General features: G+C 46.3%; 14 protein-coding genes. 8 read left to right on the top strand and 6 right to left on the bottom strand.

The features are described from left to right. Window positions 1-2 precede the first annotated feature (2 nt). From ACXAH6_RS10895 to ACXAH6_RS10910, 4 genes are all read right to left on the bottom strand, one after another. The gene (locus ACXAH6_RS10895; protein ID WP_474876747.1) at window positions 3-1,130 is read right to left on the bottom strand and encodes a DUF917 domain-containing protein; all 1,128 of its coding nucleotides are present in this window, start codon (window positions 1,128-1,130) and stop codon (window positions 3-5) included. Beyond that, complete coding sequence (locus ACXAH6_RS10900; protein WP_474876749.1) at window positions 1,127-2,722, bottom strand: hydantoinase/oxoprolinase N-terminal domain-containing protein; 1,596 nt, start codon at window positions 2,720-2,722, stop codon at window positions 1,127-1,129. Before ACXAH6_RS10900 ends, ACXAH6_RS10895 begins: the two co-directional genes overlap by 4 nt. Window positions 2,723-3,222: 500 nt before the next feature. Next, window positions 3,223-4,776 carry an ATP-binding cassette domain-containing protein gene (locus tag ACXAH6_RS10905; RefSeq protein ID WP_474876750.1) on the bottom strand — a complete coding sequence of 518 codons (1,554 nt, stop codon included), beginning with the start codon at window positions 4,774-4,776 and terminating at the stop codon, window positions 3,223-3,225. Continuing rightward, window positions 4,776-6,374: an ATP-binding cassette domain-containing protein gene (locus tag ACXAH6_RS10910; protein WP_474876751.1), complete on the bottom strand. Its 1,599-nt coding sequence runs from the start codon at window positions 6,372-6,374 to the stop codon at window positions 4,776-4,778. Before ACXAH6_RS10910 ends, ACXAH6_RS10905 begins: the two co-directional genes overlap by 1 nt. Before the next feature lie 288 nt (window positions 6,375-6,662). Between ACXAH6_RS10910 and ACXAH6_RS10915 the strand changes: the two genes are divergently transcribed. From ACXAH6_RS10915 to ACXAH6_RS10945, 7 genes are all read left to right on the top strand, one after another. Then, a complete protein-coding gene (locus tag ACXAH6_RS10915; RefSeq protein WP_474876753.1) occupies window positions 6,663-8,771 on the top strand; it encodes a TonB-dependent receptor in 2,109 nt (702 codons plus the stop codon). Between the two features lie 88 nt (window positions 8,772-8,859). Beyond that, window positions 8,860-9,570 carry a TetR/AcrR family transcriptional regulator gene (locus ACXAH6_RS10920; RefSeq protein WP_474876755.1) on the top strand — a complete coding sequence of 237 codons (711 nt, stop codon included), beginning with the start codon at window positions 8,860-8,862 and terminating at the stop codon, window positions 9,568-9,570. A gap of 55 nt (window positions 9,571-9,625) precedes the next feature. Continuing rightward, a complete protein-coding gene (locus ACXAH6_RS10925; protein WP_474876756.1) occupies window positions 9,626-10,567 on the top strand; it encodes an ABC transporter permease in 942 nt (313 codons plus the stop codon). Then, window positions 10,564-11,514: an iron chelate uptake ABC transporter family permease subunit gene (locus tag ACXAH6_RS10930; protein ID WP_474876758.1), complete on the top strand. Its 951-nt coding sequence runs from the start codon at window positions 10,564-10,566 to the stop codon at window positions 11,512-11,514. The genes ACXAH6_RS10925 and ACXAH6_RS10930 overlap by 4 nt, the downstream gene beginning before the upstream one ends. Continuing rightward, window positions 11,511-12,275: an iron ABC transporter ATP-binding protein gene (locus ACXAH6_RS10935; protein ID WP_474876760.1), complete on the top strand. Its 765-nt coding sequence runs from the start codon at window positions 11,511-11,513 to the stop codon at window positions 12,273-12,275. Before ACXAH6_RS10930 ends, ACXAH6_RS10935 begins: the two co-directional genes overlap by 4 nt. A gap of 13 nt (window positions 12,276-12,288) precedes the next feature. Next, window positions 12,289-13,287: a siderophore ABC transporter substrate-binding protein gene (locus ACXAH6_RS10940; protein ID WP_474876762.1), complete on the top strand. Its 999-nt coding sequence runs from the start codon at window positions 12,289-12,291 to the stop codon at window positions 13,285-13,287. Further along, complete coding sequence (locus tag ACXAH6_RS10945) at window positions 13,280-13,612, top strand: DUF7709 family protein (protein WP_474876764.1); 333 nt, start codon at window positions 13,280-13,282, stop codon at window positions 13,610-13,612. The genes ACXAH6_RS10940 and ACXAH6_RS10945 overlap by 8 nt, the downstream gene beginning before the upstream one ends. 66 nt (window positions 13,613-13,678) lie before the next feature. Here ACXAH6_RS10945 and ACXAH6_RS10950 read toward each other — a convergent pair whose 3' ends face one another. After that, a complete protein-coding gene (locus ACXAH6_RS10950; RefSeq protein ID WP_474876765.1) occupies window positions 13,679-15,937 on the bottom strand; it encodes a TonB-dependent receptor in 2,259 nt (752 codons plus the stop codon). Between the two features lie 126 nt (window positions 15,938-16,063). Between ACXAH6_RS10950 and ACXAH6_RS10955 the strand changes: the two genes are divergently transcribed. Beyond that, a complete protein-coding gene (locus tag ACXAH6_RS10955) occupies window positions 16,064-16,927 on the top strand; it encodes a helix-turn-helix domain-containing protein (RefSeq protein WP_474876767.1) in 864 nt (287 codons plus the stop codon). Window positions 16,928-17,395: 468 nt separating this feature from the next. Here ACXAH6_RS10955 and ACXAH6_RS10960 read toward each other — a convergent pair whose 3' ends face one another. Beyond that, window positions 17,396-17,752: a RidA family protein gene (locus ACXAH6_RS10960; protein WP_474876768.1), complete on the bottom strand. Its 357-nt coding sequence runs from the start codon at window positions 17,750-17,752 to the stop codon at window positions 17,396-17,398. Window positions 17,753-17,936: the final 184 nt, after the last annotated feature.

Here is a 17,936-nt window from a genome sequence, read left to right on the forward strand (position 1 = left end):
GGCTATTGCTCCCAGCCATTAAGTAACTCCACTGGCTGATATTGTTCAGCCATACCAAACGCCGAGGGGCCCATAATGTGTAATGCTGGTTCACTACGCAATACACTAGGGGCACTCACACCCACAATTTTCACACGTTGACCATATTTTAATTGCTCTGTAGTGATGGTTTGCGCGCTGTCGCTATCCAGCACAGAAATAATATCGGGTACCGTAGCACAGACGCGGTCACCAAGAGTGGCAATGAGGTTTTCATTTTGAAACGTCACCGCCATTTGCTGTTGCCCATCGTAACTTTCTACGAGTAAATGACCTACTGAAAAGCCGTCTTCTGTTTTACGCTTAACATCAACAATTTTACCCTCAAACAAAACACCGCCGTGCCCATAATCAGGGCATTGTTTCATAATGCTCAGCAGAGCTTGTGTCGGGTCGTCGCCATTCTGGGTAGCGTGACGCATGCTACGGCCAATTCTTAGTGCCAATGACATGGTGCCGTGAATCGCGTGTCGTTTCACTTCCGCGCCACTTTGTACGTATTCAAACAGATGGCAACTGCCACCTAGTGATACTGCCGCCGCTCGCGCCACCATTTCTTCGGTGAGATTATCAACGGTGTCGATAATCAATGTATTGCCTTTCGCATCTGTCATTACCGCTGGGCTTGCACTAATACCTGCAACGTTAAAAATTACCATTTGTGATTCAGGGAAGGCGCGCCCCATGCCGTCGCAGTCAACAATGGGTAAGCCAGTTTTCAGCGCTAAAATAAAGGGCGCTAGCCCGTTGCTGCCACCAATTTCAATGGGAAATATAGCATCGACTTTTTTGCCCAACGCCTTTTCCAATTGACGCAAGCCAGATGTTGCTTCAGTGCCACTGGGTAGTTTTTCTAGAGATACGGTTGGGGCGCCGAGCCAACCACAGGGCGCCACTACCGCATCGTCGCTGAGTTCGTCAGCAGAAATGATTTTGATTGGATGGTGATCCGGCTGGTCCAGTAAATTAGCAATTTCTAAGATCGAGTAATGCGGATCGCCGCCGCCCCCCGAACCTAAAAAAGCACAACCATTAGCGAGATCTTCTAATGTTTGTTGGTCGAGCACGTTTAAGTCAGCAGTTGAGCTCATGAGTGTGCTCCTTTGTTTAAGGTTATGTTTAAATCGCCCACGGCTTTCGCCCTCACCTGCACCATGTTGCCGGGCATATAACTTAAATACACTTCATCGAGGTCGATAATTTTTACCGTTTCTTTGGCTGCTCCAGACTGCACGGCTTTGGCCATTGCTTGTTGTTTTAGCTGGGCAATGGCTTGTTCTCGGGGTACTGCATCGTAAGACACAATACTCTCCGTTTCGGCACCCACTTGTGCAATCGCCGCACCTACGGCATTGGCCACCGATGCGTGGGCTGGACGAATCACTTGGCTGGCACCTTTTAATTGATCGGGGGCGATCACGCTGCCACCGCCAACAAGGATCACTGGTACTTTATCCCGCGACATTTTCATGCGATCCAGCCCGTCTTCCATAATGCCGTCAATCTGAGAGACTAGACTGTGCAGCATGGCAGGGTTAAACGCGGGAAGGCGCGATTTATCGCCAAAATTCGCTCGGCCACTTGCCACTGCCACGTCGCTGGCAGTGAATGTGTTACCACCAAATAGCAGGGCTTCTTGTGCCAATCGGTAACCAACAGATTCTGGGCCAATTGTTACATCACTCGGGAGGGTAGGGTGTTTGTATTGATGGGGCGCAAGTTGAATAACAGTGCCGCCGCCTAACCCAAGAGCGAGAATATCGGGCATGCGAAAATTTGTTCGCACTCCACCAATGTCGACAGCCATGGTAGATTCACGGGGAAAGCCATGAGTGAGCGCGCCAATATCAGTGGTAGTGCCACCAATATCCATGACAATGGCGTCTTGCAAACCGGTTAAGAAGGCACCGCCTCGCATGCTGTTTGTGGGGCCTGAGCCAAATGTGAATACGGGGAATTGGGCCGCGCACTGGGCTGAAATGAGGGTGCCGTCGTTCTGACTAATATAAAACGGAACGTTAAGCCCAAGCTGGTCAAAAGCTGTTTTAAATGACGCGGTAACTTGTTTTGCCATGGCCGCTAGTGAGGCATTCATGATCGCGGCGTTTTCCCGCTCTAAAAAGCCTGGCCGCCCAAATGAACTCGATAACGTGAGTGCGATATCAGGCGCCTCTTGGGCAAATATCTCGGCGGTGCGTTTTTCCATTTGCGGGTTAATCAATGCAAAGGTACAAGATACTGCGGCACTGCGAAGCCCTTTTGCTTTCATATCTCGTACCGCATTGCGAACGGCTTGGTCGTCAAAACGACTAATATCGCGACCATCAAACTCATAGCCACCGGGCAATAAATAAATATGATGGCCCATTTTGTCTGCCATCGCTTTGGGCCAACCCGTCATCGGTGGCAAGGCATCGCTGGCAGGGCTGCCTAAGCGAATAATGCCAACTTCAAGTAAGCCTCTTCGCTCCACAAAAGCATTGGTGAAGTGAGTTGTGCCAAGCATGATACATTCAACATCATTCACTGAGACCTGGGCTTGTTTGAGGACGGTTTCAATGACATGGATGATACCGTCGGTGACATTGTTAGTTGTCGGACTTTTCGACCACGATAGAACCTGATTACCATTTAAAAGTACTGCGTCGGTGTTGGTGCCACCTACATCTATTCCCAATCGCATAGACCGCTAAACTTCCTTAAAAAACATTTGTGTAGATTGTAGGGAGGTTGGGAAGTTAATAGCTATGCTAGAAATGGGTGTATTTGGGTTTAGATGGGTAGGCGAGAATAGAGAATGGGTAATCGGAGGAAAGGCGTGAACTTTTTCGGTGGGTTATTTGTTCACAGCAACACTATGATAGAGCGGGTATTTCCGCAGCTGATTATCGACAGCTGCGTTCAATCAATACCGGTCGGTATACTTATTCAGTGATCTCAGCAGCAATTACTGATATCTCAACCAACAGGGCTTCACGAGCCATATTGGCAGTGAATTTCAGGCACAAAAAAACCGACTTTCGTCGGTTTGTGTACACATCTAAAAGTGGTACCAGAGGCAGAACTTGATTGGACCGACACTCGGACGGCACAGAGTTACCCCCGGCGGATTTTGAAAATAATTTTCTCTCTACGAGAGGATATTGCGAAACCATCCATGGTTCAAACACTAAAACAGAGTGGTTATATGTAAAGCATAGTTGTTGGCTGCCAAATATCAGGTTTGCGGTGTGAAACAACAATCAGGGAACTCGCCTTCTCACAAATCACAGTAGCTACATGCTTCTCGGTAGCCTCATCCAGCGCGGAAGTTGCTTCGTCAAGTATCAGAACCGGCGCATCTTTAAGTAAAGCCCTTGCTAACGAGACTCTTTGTTTTTCCCCGCCGGAAAGTGTGTCTCCCATATTACCTATTTGCTGATTAATACCTGTAGGAGAGCGGTCAATTACATCTCCGAGTAACATCAGGCGCGCAAGATGCTCAATGGTGTCATCATCGGCATCCGGTCTACCAAGCCGGATGTTGTCGGCTAAGGTTCCGGAAAATATGGATGGATTTTGAGGAGCATAAGCAAAATACTCGCTAAGTTTATCCCGTTCTACTAATGGTAGAGGCACATTGCCCAATAAAATCTTACCTCGTACCGGGTCTTCAAAACGCATGATGTTGTTAAGTAATGTGGTTTTGCCTGACCCGCTGTTTCCTGATATCAGCCAGCGTTCACCCGGATTTATCGATGCGCTGATACTATGTTTGCGAGAATTAAGATGTACGTCTTCTATAGTCAGAATACTGTTATTCGGAATTTTTCTGTTCAGAGGATTCGGCTCTTCTATTGTCGGAGCGCGGTCGAGAAGACGGAATTGTGTCATGGCTGCACGTTGATCATTCATGCTGAGTACCGTCAAAGCCAGGCTATCCAGAGGGGTTGTGGCTCGCAAGCTTAAAATAAGTAGCCCTAAGGTAGCTTCTGCAGAGGCATGGGACGTAAAGCAATAAACTAATGTTCCCGCTACGGGCAAACATGCTGCAACAGCAGCTGTGAAAGTCGATAGGGCAGCGTTGCGGCTAATTTTTCTCAATAGGGTGTTTTGTACCGCCCAGCTCTGAGAAATCCGGGAGGTAGCACTCTGATAGCCTCCGGCAGTGCGCAATAGCTCCAGATGTCCGATAAGCTCTAATGCTGATTGATTGACTTGCTGATTCATTTCGTTCCGTTGAGTGTCAGCCTGTTTAAGTTTCCGTTGTGATAACCCAAGCATCAAAAATGCGACTGCAAGCAGACCTGATAAAACCAGCATCATTGCAAGATTAACTAAGAGACCAACACCAATTACAATCACTATGCTAACAACCGGCCCGTGAATAAATATCTGGAGCTGATGTGCCGGTATGCTCATAAATCCGGGGATATTGCGGCAAACAATGCTATTGAGAAGGGCTTTTTTATCCGAAGTAAACCACGTAAGTTTCGTGAGGCGTAGTCTTTCTCCAACCAGCGAGTACAATGTTCCGGCCAACCCGGCACCGGCCCTGAAGCCGGAGCGCGATGCTAAGACAATACTTAAAATCGCCAGAGTAGCGCAAGCCAGTATCCTTTCCGGCGTTTGTTGGTGCATAATCGCCATCACCAGCAAAAGGTAGGTCATCGCCTCTAAAATTGCAGCCGTTGCCCAGGCCGCTGCTGAAGGTATAAGAAGACGGGTCATCGCTGTTTTCAAACTTAGCGTTTTCATCAGCCAGCTCCTTCCAGGTAATAATCATTCATTGGTAGCTTTACATCGCCCTGAGACGCTATGTCACTATCATGTGTAACGATCAAGATAATTTGATTTTTGTTAGTGGCTTCTTGCTTTAGCTCAGCAAAAATAGCCATCGCTGTGCTTCGGTCCAGCGCTGACGTAGGCTCATCGAGTAAAACGACTCGGTGTTCAGACAGAAAACAGCGGGCAACATTGACGCGCTGTGCTTCTCCGCCTGACAGTGACTGGGCAGAAGTTTTCAAGGGCTTGTTAAGCCGGGCGCGTTGCAAAGCACGCTGCATAGCCCCTTCATCTGCACCAGGTGCAGTAAGCGCTAGGTTATCTGCAATGGTGCCGGGCAGCACGTCTCTGCTTTGTGGTATCAACAAAATGGATTGTTGACGGCATAGCGGGCTCAGATAAGCGATATTTTTTCCTGAAATGCCTATCTCTCCGTATTTCAATTTCTCAAAACCGGCAATTAATCGTAGTAATGTGGACTTTCCCGAGCCGCTTTTACCGGTGATAATACCTATCTGTCCGGCGGAGAAGGTGATATTCAGGGGTCTGGTTCGACAAACGTTACCAACAGCGGGAAAAACATCAGATATCGTTAGCACAAGATGCTCTGTATTTTCTAAGGACTCATCACCATCGACTAATTCAGGCTCTTGTAAACAGTTATTAATTCTCTTTAATGCATTTCTGCCACTGGCCACATAGTCCAGGCCATGCCCTAATTTTAGTCCAGGCGTAACCAGAGCCAGACTGAATAGCAGAGCAATAGCCAATACCTCAACGGGCCAGTCGTACCCGATGCCATAGACAATTGCATAAGTACCCACTGCTTGAAGCAGGGCAGTTGCGATAGCGACAACGGTCGCCACGCTGCCAACCCGTTTCGCGATACTTTCAGTAAAACGCGAGGCAGCGCTTTTGTATCGGTATAACGCACCGCCCCTCTCATCGTAAATGCGGAAAACGGCAGCTCCCTGACTGTAGTCCTGAATAGCCGCAGACATATTTTCCAGCTCCCCCATCATTAACTCACCATTTCTGGCAGCAAGCTTTGGAACAACAATCAGGTAAACCAATGTCGCCAAAAGCCCAGGAATAAGGGTGAGCAGGGTGACCACTCCGGCGGTTTTAAGAAGAATCACGACAGAGATGATGGGGATCACCAGAAAGGTGACGAATTCTGAAGGTAGGTGCGCCATCATATGATGCAAGGCTTCTATATCTTCAACGAGCAATTGCTTTAATTTTTCACGTTTAAATTCCGCTAGCTTACTGGCGGGTAATCTCACCAGATGGTTGGCTACAATTCCTCTTATTTTACCGGAAAAAGTCGTTTCCATCACATGACTTAGCCACGAAGCGAAAGCTGAATGTAAGGCTGCAACGATCCAGGACAGCGTCATTAAACCTACCCACTTTATATCCGGAACCGCAATAAGTTTTACGGCGAACCACAAAGCAGCAAGATTCGCGAGGCCTGCCGAAGTGGACAACACAACTGAAACGAACAGTGCCGGAAGAGCAGCATAAAATGCCGCTTTTAATGACGGGGTAATTGTCGTAGATGAAGGCATTAGTAGGTCCTGCCCGAACAGAGAATCTGAAAGCTTGATCTTTGCCACCAATATCCAAATTCAAGTAACCAGCTGAAAATTAACGGGTATATCTTAATGTTTTGAGATTTTGTGGATGCTTTCATAATGATGCTGGCCTTATAACTGTTATCACTCGAGCTGACTGGCGGAACATTATTAGCGTGAAAAAATATTTTTTCAACACGGTGTTGATAAATAGTTTTTTTAGCCTTAGCATAATTGCGAATTATTCGTATTACCTTTTTTGGGTGTAAAGGAGTTGCATAAATGCCCCGAATTATTGAATGTCAGTTCAACATGAAACTGATGGCCAGCTCTGTAGCCGTGTTATTTGCTACCAGCGCTATCGCAAATGAGAGTTCATATCCGTTAGTCGCTTCAGCCGGCAGTGAAAATGAAGACAGCGTAGAATCTATTGTCATCTACGGGCAGAAAATAGAGCGGACGATGAAAGATACTGCCAGCTCAGTGTCGGTTATCGGTGCCGAAGATTTGCAAAAGAATGCTGATCAGTCGACTATTTCTGAGGTGATTAACGGTATTCCTAACGTTATTTACGCCGGGAGTACAGATGCTCCAATTATTCGGGGAACAGATACAAAGGGGCCAGTGAGCGCGGGTAATGCCTATCTGGCTAAACCTGTGCCTGGTGCCACTATCAGTCTTGATGGCAGATATCTGACCCCGGCGGAGTTGAGTCTTGGTGCGGCGGGCGTGTGGGATGTCAGTTCGATTGAAGTTTACCGCGGGCCGCAAACAACCAGTCAGGGCGCAAACAGTATTGCAGGCGCTGTAGTCATACATACTCGCAACCCGAGTTCAACGCCAGAGTTTGCATTTCAGGCTTTGGCCGGAAGCCGAGATAAACGGCGATTTTCAGCTATGGCCTCGGGAGCTGTAGGTAGTGATATTTCTGCCAGAGTCAGTGTTGATTACAGCAGCCGGGACACCTTCGTGAAGTACGTAAATTCTGATTTTACCTCACATGACTTTGACTTCGGTTTTAAAAATAAGAATATTCGGGCGAAAGTGCGCTGGGAGCCTCAGCAATTCAGTAACTTCTCCGCCATGTTAACATATTCAATGACAGAGGCCGATCGGCCCAGTAGCGAAGTCGTTTCTGAGCCGTATGAAGATTTAGAAAACGGGTCGCTTTATCAAGACAATCAGCAGGTTAAAAACGACGTTGGGATACTTGATCTGGAATATGAGTTTGATAACGGTGCTGTATTATCGAATCAGTTGCAATACTCCAAAGGGGATTTTGATTTTGTATTCGCTCCTCCATACGAGGGCACGGCAAATCGTGAAAATACCAATTTCTCTAACGAGCTGCGGTTGAACTTCGGAGACGGTTCATCTGAATTCAGTGGCGTGGCAGGTTTCTTCTATTTTAATGATAAAACGAACAATCAGTTAGACAATGCCTTAGGCAACGCTGATGCAGATATTCAACAGGAAAGTGTTGCGCCATTTACAGAACTGGTCTGGCGTCCTGATACCCAATGGACGATTGCTGGTGCATTGCGTTATCAGGTAGACACGATTACTCATGATGGTGTTAATAGCTATGTGCCTGATGTGGAACATCATTACGATGAAACATTTAATGCGCTGCTGCCAAAGTTAACCGTTTCTTATGATATTACTGACGATATTCTCTTAGGCGCATTAGTCAGCAGAGGGTATATTCCTGGTGGGACCGGCGTGAATTTTCGAGGTGGTGAATATTATAGTTTTGAAGCTGAATACGCCTGGAATTATGAGTTGTTTACTCGCATGGCATTGCTTGATCAACGCCTGATTATTAACAGTAATCTATTCTATACTCGCTTTACTGACTCACAGCGTTCGGTGACAGACTATTTAGATGGTCGAGCGTTTGGTTCAGTGATTATCAATGCCGATGAAGCTAAGTCTTACGGCCTTGAGTTAGACGTGAACTATAAAGCCACCGATAGTTTGAAATTCACCGGTGCACTGGGCCTGCTAAGTAGTGAAATCAGTGAATTCAACGATTATCGGGGGGAGCAGTTTGTTGGAATGGAAATCAGTAAGTCTCCCGGTTACATGTATAGCTTAGGGATTGATTTTACTATTACCGATGCGTTGAAGGTGAACGCTGGCCTTCGTCATGTTGATAGCTATTTTTCTTCTGATACTAATGAGGTTGAGCTGAGGGTGGACGCTTACACCACAGTCAACGTTAATGCGACATATCAATTTACCCCAAATATCGAAACCTTCGTGTATGCCCGCAATTTAATGGATGAACACGCGCCTATAGCAAAAGTTGCAGACCGGAGCACTGGTGGTATCAATGCGTACTTGCTGGAGCCAAGAGAGCTAGGGATCGGGATACGGATAAACTATTAGCGAGTCGGGCATGCTTCAGTGGGCGGGATATGCAGTCAGTTAAAATAGTCGTTAGAATAGCTTTTTTTAAACCGGAATTATTAAAGCTATGACAGACGCTTCAGAACGGGCTGCCCCTCGACGTCCCCGTGGTCGGCCCAGGAAAATATCTCGCGACGCTATTGCGCGTGCAGCCCTGGCAATTGGTATCGAGAACGCCACCATTCCTGCGATTGCCGCGCATTTAAAGGTTGATCACTCGTCTCTTTATCATCATGTGAAAGGGCGAAACGATCTCATCAGCGTTGCTGCAGAGTTGGCCATTGAAGAACTGGAGTGGCGACCTCCGGCAGCCACCAATTGGCGTGATGAGCTGATTATTTTAACCGACGCATTGTGGGCGCTTTATGACCGTAATCCCGGACTGGCCGATGCAATTCACCGGGCAGATATTACGCCTTCGACGGGTATTCACTCTTTCGCCGAATCTGTGAAAAAGTTGCAAGAAAAAGGCTTTTCACTGGATAACGCGCTGGTGGCCGTAGACGTGCTTGTGGATATGGTTGGTGAGTGCTTTTTGGGATGGTGGGCAACAACGAAACCGGAACCCGATGGACGTACCCGCAAGGCACGAATTATCGAAATCTGGCAAACAGAAGCGGAAAAAATCCCGGAAAATGCCGCGCAGATCAACGGCATGATAGACATCATGTCGCGCGGCACCCGTCGCTGGTGGGAACGAAAACGTGACCTGGTATTAGATGGCATTGCTTTATCCCATGCCAGAGACACCGCAACACATCAAAAGAGCAAAACATAGCGCTACCTTCAGATAAAACCTGTCAGTAGCGCTTTTCAATAAGGGCAGGTTTTCTTTGAAAGTAGTAATGGCACTTTTGTGCCTTTTTATTTTGTGCGTGCTATCACTGCTGTTGGGGGCGAAAACCACATCGCTATCGGAATTTTTAGCACTATCAGACAATTCCTGGCTTGTGCTATCCGCGAGTCGAATTCCACGGTTGATTGCTCTGCTTTGTGCAGGGACAGGACTGGCAATTTGTGGTGTTATTTTGCAGCAAATTGTGCAAAACCGTTTTGTTGAACCAGCAACATGCGGCGGGCTGGATGCCGCTAAACTGGGTATTCTGGTTACCATCACTATCGCCCCGGAAGCCGGTCTTAGCGGCAGAATGGCAGGTGCACTGACCTTTGCGTTACTCGCCTGTTGTATTTTTATATTCATCATCCGCTGTTTGCGGTTTAAAAACGCAGTGCTTGTGCCGATTGTCGGATTAATGTTTGGCAGCGTGCTCAGTGCGAGTGCAGAATTTTATGCCTTTCAGCACAACATTATGCAAAGTATGCAGGGATGGCTGCTGGGCGATTTTTCAAAAGTCGTTCAAGGTAATTACGAAATCATTTACCTCATCCTACCGGTCATTGTGCTTACCTACTGTTATGCACAGCGCTTTACGATTGTGGGCATGGGGGAAGGCATGGCAAGCAGTCTTGGCCTGCACTATTTCAATCTCATTGCTCTCGGATTAATGCTGGTGGCAATAACCATTGCCGTCACTATCATCACCGTTGGCAGTATTCCTTTTGTCGGATTAATTGTCCCCAACCTGGTTGCGATGCGTTATGGCGACAACCTTCAGCGTACATTGCCTGTTATTGCATTCTTTGGTGGAACATTACTACTTCTCTGCGATCTACTTGGGCGTATTCTCGCATATCCGTTTGAAATTCCTATAGGTATCACAGCCAGTTGCCTTGGCGGTCTGACTTTTCTGTTTGTAGCGTGGAAGACAAAATGAAGCAGCGTTTAGTCCAAACCATTATCTGCATTGTGTTGGGTACCTTGAGCCTGTTCTTTTTATTGTATGGCTCAAACCTGGATTTCACGTATGTGATCCCCAACCGGGCTATACGTTTGAGCACCATATTTCTCGCAGGCGTCAGTGTTGCTTTTGCATCCATCTTATTCCAGACAGTCAGTAATAACAGAATACTCACGCCGTCTGTGATGGGGTACGAGGGCGTTTACATTATATTACAGACACTGCTTTTATTCGTCTTAGGCACGGTCAGCAGTGTTCTGGTTGATATGCAAACCAACTTCCTTTTATCCATACTGGTTTTACTGTTGTATTCCATTGCCCTTCAGCGGTGGCTATTCAGCGGCGACAGGCAGAATGTTTATTTCTTACTGTTAGTGGGGCTGGTACTAACAGTGATCCTGCGTAGTTTCAGTCAATTGTTGGAGTACACGATCAATCCCGGCGAGTTCTCGGTGCTGCAAAGCTTTAGTCTGACATCATTTAATCGCGCTCAACCCGATCAGTTATGGATTGCCTTTTTACTTGTGACCGGTGTGAGTTGTTGTATCTGGCGATCCCGTAAAGTGCTCGATGTGATCTTGTTGGGCCGGGAACAAGCGACTTCTATCGGGATCAACTATTACAACGTGGTAAGACTTCAGCTAGGTCTTATCGCCATTCTGGTTGCGGTTTCCACCAGTCTGGTCGGGCCCACCGCATTTATGGGCGTTTTCGTTGCCAATATCGCCTATGCATGTGCCAGGCATGCAAATCATCAGGCTATTTTACTTACAGGTGCAGGCATTGCCGTGTCGGTAATGCTCTGTGCACAAATTTTGGTCGAGCATCTTTTCAATTATAAAACCAGCGCAGGCCTTCTAATTAACCTGTTTTGCGGGTTGTACTTTTTTATCTTACTTGTCAGGCCCGGGAGAATAGCGTGATAAAAGCAATAAGCGTAACGAAATCATACGGTGACAAAGTCGTGCTGAACAATGTGACGGCAGACTTCCCCGCGGGCCAGATGACTTCCCTTATTGGTCCGAACGGAGCCGGAAAAAGCACACTATTAATGACACTGGGAAAGTTACTCAATGCTGACTCGGGAAGCGTGACGCTTAACGAACAATCTATCGAAAATATTCCGGCTAATAAGTTTGCTTGCCGGGTCGCCACTATGCGCCAGTTCCAGCAACTTAATTTACGCCTCACGGTCAGGGAGTTAGTGGCATTTGGGCGTTTCCCTTACAGCAAGGGCATCCTAACAAAAACGGACTTTAGCGCAATTGATGAGGCCATCGGGCTATTAGCGCTACAGTCTATCGCAGATATCTTCATCGACGAACTCAGTGGGGGACAGCGTCAAATGGCATTTCTAGCGCTGGCGCTTGCTCAGCAAACGGATTACCTGTTACTTGATGAGCCGCTGAATAACCTGGATATGAAGCATGCGGTAAACATTATGCAAACGTTACGCTATTTAACCGATGAGAAACGAAAGACGGTGATTTTAGTGGTGCACGATATCAACTTCGCGGCCAGCTATTCAGACAGGATTATCGCGATGAAACAGGGAATGGTGCATAGCGCAGGAACAGTGAAAGAGGTGGTGACAGAGGCAAATCTGGAACAACTCTTCGACCTTAAGTTAGAGCTGGTTAATACCCGAAAAGGCCCGCTCTGCAATTTTTTTAATGTTGAATAAAAGGACACTATCCATGACATGGAAAATTTATCCCAGACTAAAAAATAACATGATACTTCTGTTTAGCTTGCTGATTCTGGTAGCCTGCGATGGTAAGCACGTACCCGGTGAGTCTCAGGAAACTACAGCAATGAATGAAAGTGCTGCGGAGTTCGAAGCTCTGACCGTTACCCATGATTTGGGTACAACCAAAATCACAAAGCGACCTGTTCGAATAGCTGCACTGGATATGAACGAAGTCGACGCGCTGGCCCGGCTGGACGTTGATATTGTAGGTATGCCCAAAGATTTTGTACCACATTTTCTCGAAAACTACGGCAACGATGCGGACATTGCTGACTTAGGTGCCATTGTGCAACCGAACTTGGAACGTATTTATACGCTGAAACCTGATCTCGTGTTGATATCGCCAATGCAGGCAAATCATTACGATGCCTTATCAAAACTGGCGCCGACCATTCTTTTAGACGTGGATTATCAGCAAAGTAAGCAAAACCACTTTGAGGCTGTAGGGAAACATTTGCTATTTTTAGGTGAACTGTTTGATAAGAAATCCCGGGCACAACAAATAGTCGATGCACTGAATCACAAGTTGTCGCTGGCACAAGAGAAAATTACTGCGCGGCCGGAAAAAGCCATGGTGATTTTACACAATAATGGTGCGTTTCGCTTTCTCGGCGTAAATTCGCGTTACGGATTTGTCTTCAATGTACTGGGTGTGAAGCCAGCTAAAATTTCTGACAAGGAAGGGGTTCACGGCCAGCCCGTGTCCAGTGAGTTCTTACTGGAAAACAATCCTGATATTCTCTATGTAGTAGATCGAACGGCCGTTATGGAAGGGCGCCCGACGCTCGATAAAAGCGCGATTGCGAATCCTTTAATCGAACAAACCAATGCGTGGAAAAACAATAATATAGTCTTTGTCGATCCTGATGCCTGGTACATAACTGCCGCAAGCGTAAGTTCACTTGAGATAATTATTGATGATGTACTCAGGGGGTACTATGACTGATATTCATAATACAGAGCAATTAGCAGCCATTAACAAGAAAGTGGTAAAAGACGGTGAAGTTCTTCCATCAGTTAAACTTACAGATGGCAGTAAAGTGCAAACGGGTACAGTGGCGACGATGTTATACAACGTTGAGCTTTATAATTCAGGTGAGCGGGGAAGCGTAGAGAAAGAGTTGGAACTCTGTGTTCCGACTCTGATTAAAGTAGGCTTATTTGAACTTTTTCCTGTAGATGATTGGCTATCTGGTGATAATCCGGGCCGCCGTTTTGTGCGTCAGTGTGCCAGGCAATATCTCAACCCGGAGGAGGTCAACACCAAGTAAGGTGTGATTTGATCTGACCGGGCATAAAACAAGCCCGGTCCTATAGTGAAAATATTAAGACGCCCGCTACAACCAAAATTCCACTTCAACACCGATGATGCGGGGCGCGTCAAGCGGACTATAAAACAATCCGTCGGTGCCAAAAGCCATATTTTCTATGGCAAGCCCGCTGGCAATTCGCTCGTCTGTCAGATTTTCGCCAAACACTCTTACAGCTGTCTGACCATTATCGTATCCTAACTGCAATCCCAGTGTCGTGACCGCCCGCTGGACGGCGTCGCCTTTTGCCCGCAGCGCCGTCTTACCAGTAAAGTTGGTTTCAGCTCTGACGTAAAAGTTACTATCCCATTCGTAACGGACAGCCACACCGGCATCATAGTCGGGAACAAACTGAACCGCCTGTCCCGCAGCATTCAGTGACTCACTAATCTGAAGATCGGTGTACTCAGCGTCCACAAACCCGTAGTGGCTATTTATAGAGAGCGAGTCAACCGGCCGCCAGACTAGTTCAAGTTCAGCGCCTTTGCTTTCAATTGATGCGGCAGAGCCGATATAATCCGAGCTGACAGGGCGACCATTTGCATCGGTAGCGACCTGAATCTCCTGCCAGTTATCTGATTCTATGAAAAATATTGCGCCGGAAGAGCGCCACTTTCTGTCTGCGGACATCCACTTGAAGCCTACTTCTCTGCTGAGCAGCGTTTCACTGTCATAAAACAATATGCTGTCATCTACCACATCGTCTTGTATGGCAGTAAGGTTGAATCCGCCCGGAATATAGCCTTTAGAAACTGACGCATGAAAAGACAGGTTGCGATTAAATTGGTATAAAGCGCTGATGCGCGGTAGCCAGTTTTCGAAGGTATTTGAAAGATCCGCATCCTGATAGTAGGTTATGGCGCCCAGACCTAAATCCAGCGTACCAGCGGTTTGTACCGCTGATCTTTCTGCATGTTCATAACGCAACCCTGCGCCAAATTTAAGCTTATCAGTTACATACCAGTTCAATGAGCCAAAGAGACTTTTGTCTTCACCTTCTTTGTACTGTAGAGGAGCTGCCAGATAGCTGTTCAGGTCGCCGCTGCCCATAAACGTCGACTTGGTATTTTCTTCGCTTTGGGCATAATAGGACACACCAATAATATAATCGAATACGTTATTTTCTGGCGAGCTGTAGCGCAGTTCTATGTTCTTGTAGTCTTCACTTTTTTCTTCACGGCCGGACACGTACGGTGTGGCAGTAAGATCAAAGTCCAGCCCTTTCGAGTCTTCTTCTAGAGTACGATAAGAAGCGGCCAGATCAATGGTGCCAAGCTCAGTCTCGTAGGTCAGACTCAAACCGGCAACAAATTCTTCCGAATTGGTATATTTGGGGGCATCTTCTAACGCCGTCCACTTATCAATTTGGCGCCCGCCGTTCATCGTATCTGCATATAACTGATTGTACAGGTTGATATTTAGCGGAACATATTGCTGTACGAACAAACCCGGCGCATCCTCATCAAGCCAATAGGACGTTGCGTTAACGGTAAGTGTGTCTGTTGGCGTCCATTGCAGCTTACCCTGAACAAAGTTCTCTTTAACTTCACCACTTTCACCCGTGGACGTCCCCACATTCTTTACGTAGGCATCCTCCATCGATGTACTGAACGCCAGGGAACCACTGAGTGAATTTTGATTCAGTGGTCCGCCAATGAATCCGGTACCCACATAGCCCTGGCCAGAGGCATAACTTGAAGCGGAAACACGATAGTTCTGCTCCATGATATCGGAAGGTGTTTTTGTGCTAACTAAGATTAGCCCTGACTCTGAATTTGCGCCATAGAGCGTTCCTTGTGGGCCGCGAAGCACCTCGATGGAGTCAACCTGACTAAGTACTGAGTTACTTAGCTCACGAAACGGAATGCCATCTATGTACACCGCGGCTCTGTTAACAACAAACGGATTGGACTCAACGCCGCGAATCGTTATGTAAATACCGCCAGTCTGCCCTGACTCGTTAAATTGTACGTTAGGAACAAGCTCATCTATCCGGGTAAAATCGCGAACTCTCGCTTCATCAATCATTTTTGAATCGATTACAGTAACAGAAACATCTGCTTTTAATAGCTCGGTTCCTCTTTTAGTGCCTTTAACTACTATCTTCTCAACGGAGGTCTCATTCGCAAAATCGTCGTTACTTTTATGTCGATTTTCAGTTTGTTCTGCTTCATCTTTACGAAGCGGTATAGCATACTCTTCTGATACTGCTGTAGAAGATAAAAAAATTAGTCCAAGACCTGAATACACACATAGTGCTTTTTTTAATGGTGCCTTTTCAAACATACTGAAGATTTTCCCTTCTCAATTGTAAAGTGACGTAGTTTAAAAAAACGCAATGTGAACACCGCTCCAAAATGCCCCATCACTCCATTTTGGTACATTTTTTATTGTTATTGCATAGTGAAAAAAATGGATAACGGAAGTCTTATTGTCGATAGTTTGAAAAAGAACACCCCGAAACCAAATATTATGAGCTTTGCTCAAGGAAGCGTTGTTTTAGTACGCTCACACTTTCCAGCTACAGCAGGAAAATTGGAGGCGGGAAAGCATTTGAAAATCGGTATCTGCTTGTCTGATGGAGGTATCGTAAAATATGGAAATCGTTCGTGGCGCTGGAAAAAAAGAAGTGTGCTGATCACTGCTCCTCATGAAAGCGGTGAATTTTCTTCTCCTGATGTAAAGATGCTGGGAATTGCTATTGATACAGAAAAATATTGTGGCGTTTGTCAGTCAGCATGCAAGCGCTACCGATCTACGGTACTGGAAGATGAATTAATCAGTTCGGTTGCAACAGCCATGTGGGAGTGTGCTGAACATCAAGATGCCTTTTCGATATTCATTCAGGAAGGGGTTTCCGTAATATTACGTCGTATTTCCGCACTTTCTGACAATGTCATAAAGCATCACGCCGAATCATGCCTGAGTCGTCGACAATTAAATTGCCTGTCTGACTATATTCAAATGCAAATTGAGCAGGAAATTAAGACCGACGAACTGGCGGGGCTTTTAGGTATGGGAATGAAACAATTTTCCAATGCAATAGAGAGAACCACTGGTACCACACCTTATAAATATATTCAGATAAACAAAATGCGTGAAGCCAAACGATATCTATTAGAGGGCTACTGTGTAACGCATGTAGCAGGCATGGTTGGCTACAGTAATCCAAGTAAGTTTTCTGCAGCATTCACTCGTGTGGTCGGGTGTACTCCATCACACTGGAAGCGAAGATCTCACTACCACATATCACCTGGCAATAATGCTAGTAGCTGATGGTATGGTTATAGTTGAACAGTGAAAAACCGACTCGCGTTGGTATATGTTTGTTTCGTAAAGGATGAGAGTGGCCCCAGTGGGCAAACTCGAACCGCTACGCCCGAAGGCTGCGGGTTTTGAACAGTTAGTGTTTGATTTTTTATCCGTTAAGTCAGATCTTATTTCTAACCCTTGTAACTTCTTCGCGAAGTCGTTTTCATTATCAACCCTGTTCCGGTCAATTTTCTCAATTGGAAGAGCTTTTTAAAAATTCTAATTTTAGGTTTGTAATACCATATCTTGGGTATATCAGGCTATTTCTTTGATAGAACTTATATCACTTTTATCGAGCAGTAAAACATTGATGAATCAGAGGTTTTACGGGGTAAAAAAGCCGGTAATGTACTGAATAGATCCACTATCTTGAACCATAAAGCAGTGTTGCAGATGGTATAACTAATTCAGTTGGGTTCACATTGTGGCTATTTAAGCGCTTATCTCAGCGGCAATTACTGATATTTCAACCAACAGGGCTTCACGAGCCATATCGGCAGTGACGCAAGCTCTTGCTGGCGCATAGCCTTCTGGCACCCAGTTATCCCACACCGCGTTCATTTCTTGAAAATCGTCCATGGTTTTTAAGTAGATGGTTGCAGAAAGCATGTGTTTGCGATCACTGCCTGCTTGCGCAAGTAAAGCATCTACCTTATCCAGCATGGTTTGGGTTTGTTCTGTAATTCCTTGTGTGGCGTCAGCACACACTTGTCCACACAAATAAATCACACCATTGTGTTTCACAATACGGCTCATGCGTTGTTTAGTTTCGATTCTTTCAATACTCATGGCGGACAGTCCTAGGTAGGCAGTGAATTTCAGGCACAAAAAAACCGACTTTCGTCGGTTTGTGTACACATCTGGCTCTTCATCATTAACGGGGGACACCCGCATTCATTAAACTGATTTTGCGAAGAATCATTTAATGGAGAGTACAGATGTCCCACGCAGGTACTATTTTAGGCATAAGTGA

This window comes from Alteromonas sp. ABE4_545, from assembly GCF_056161325.1.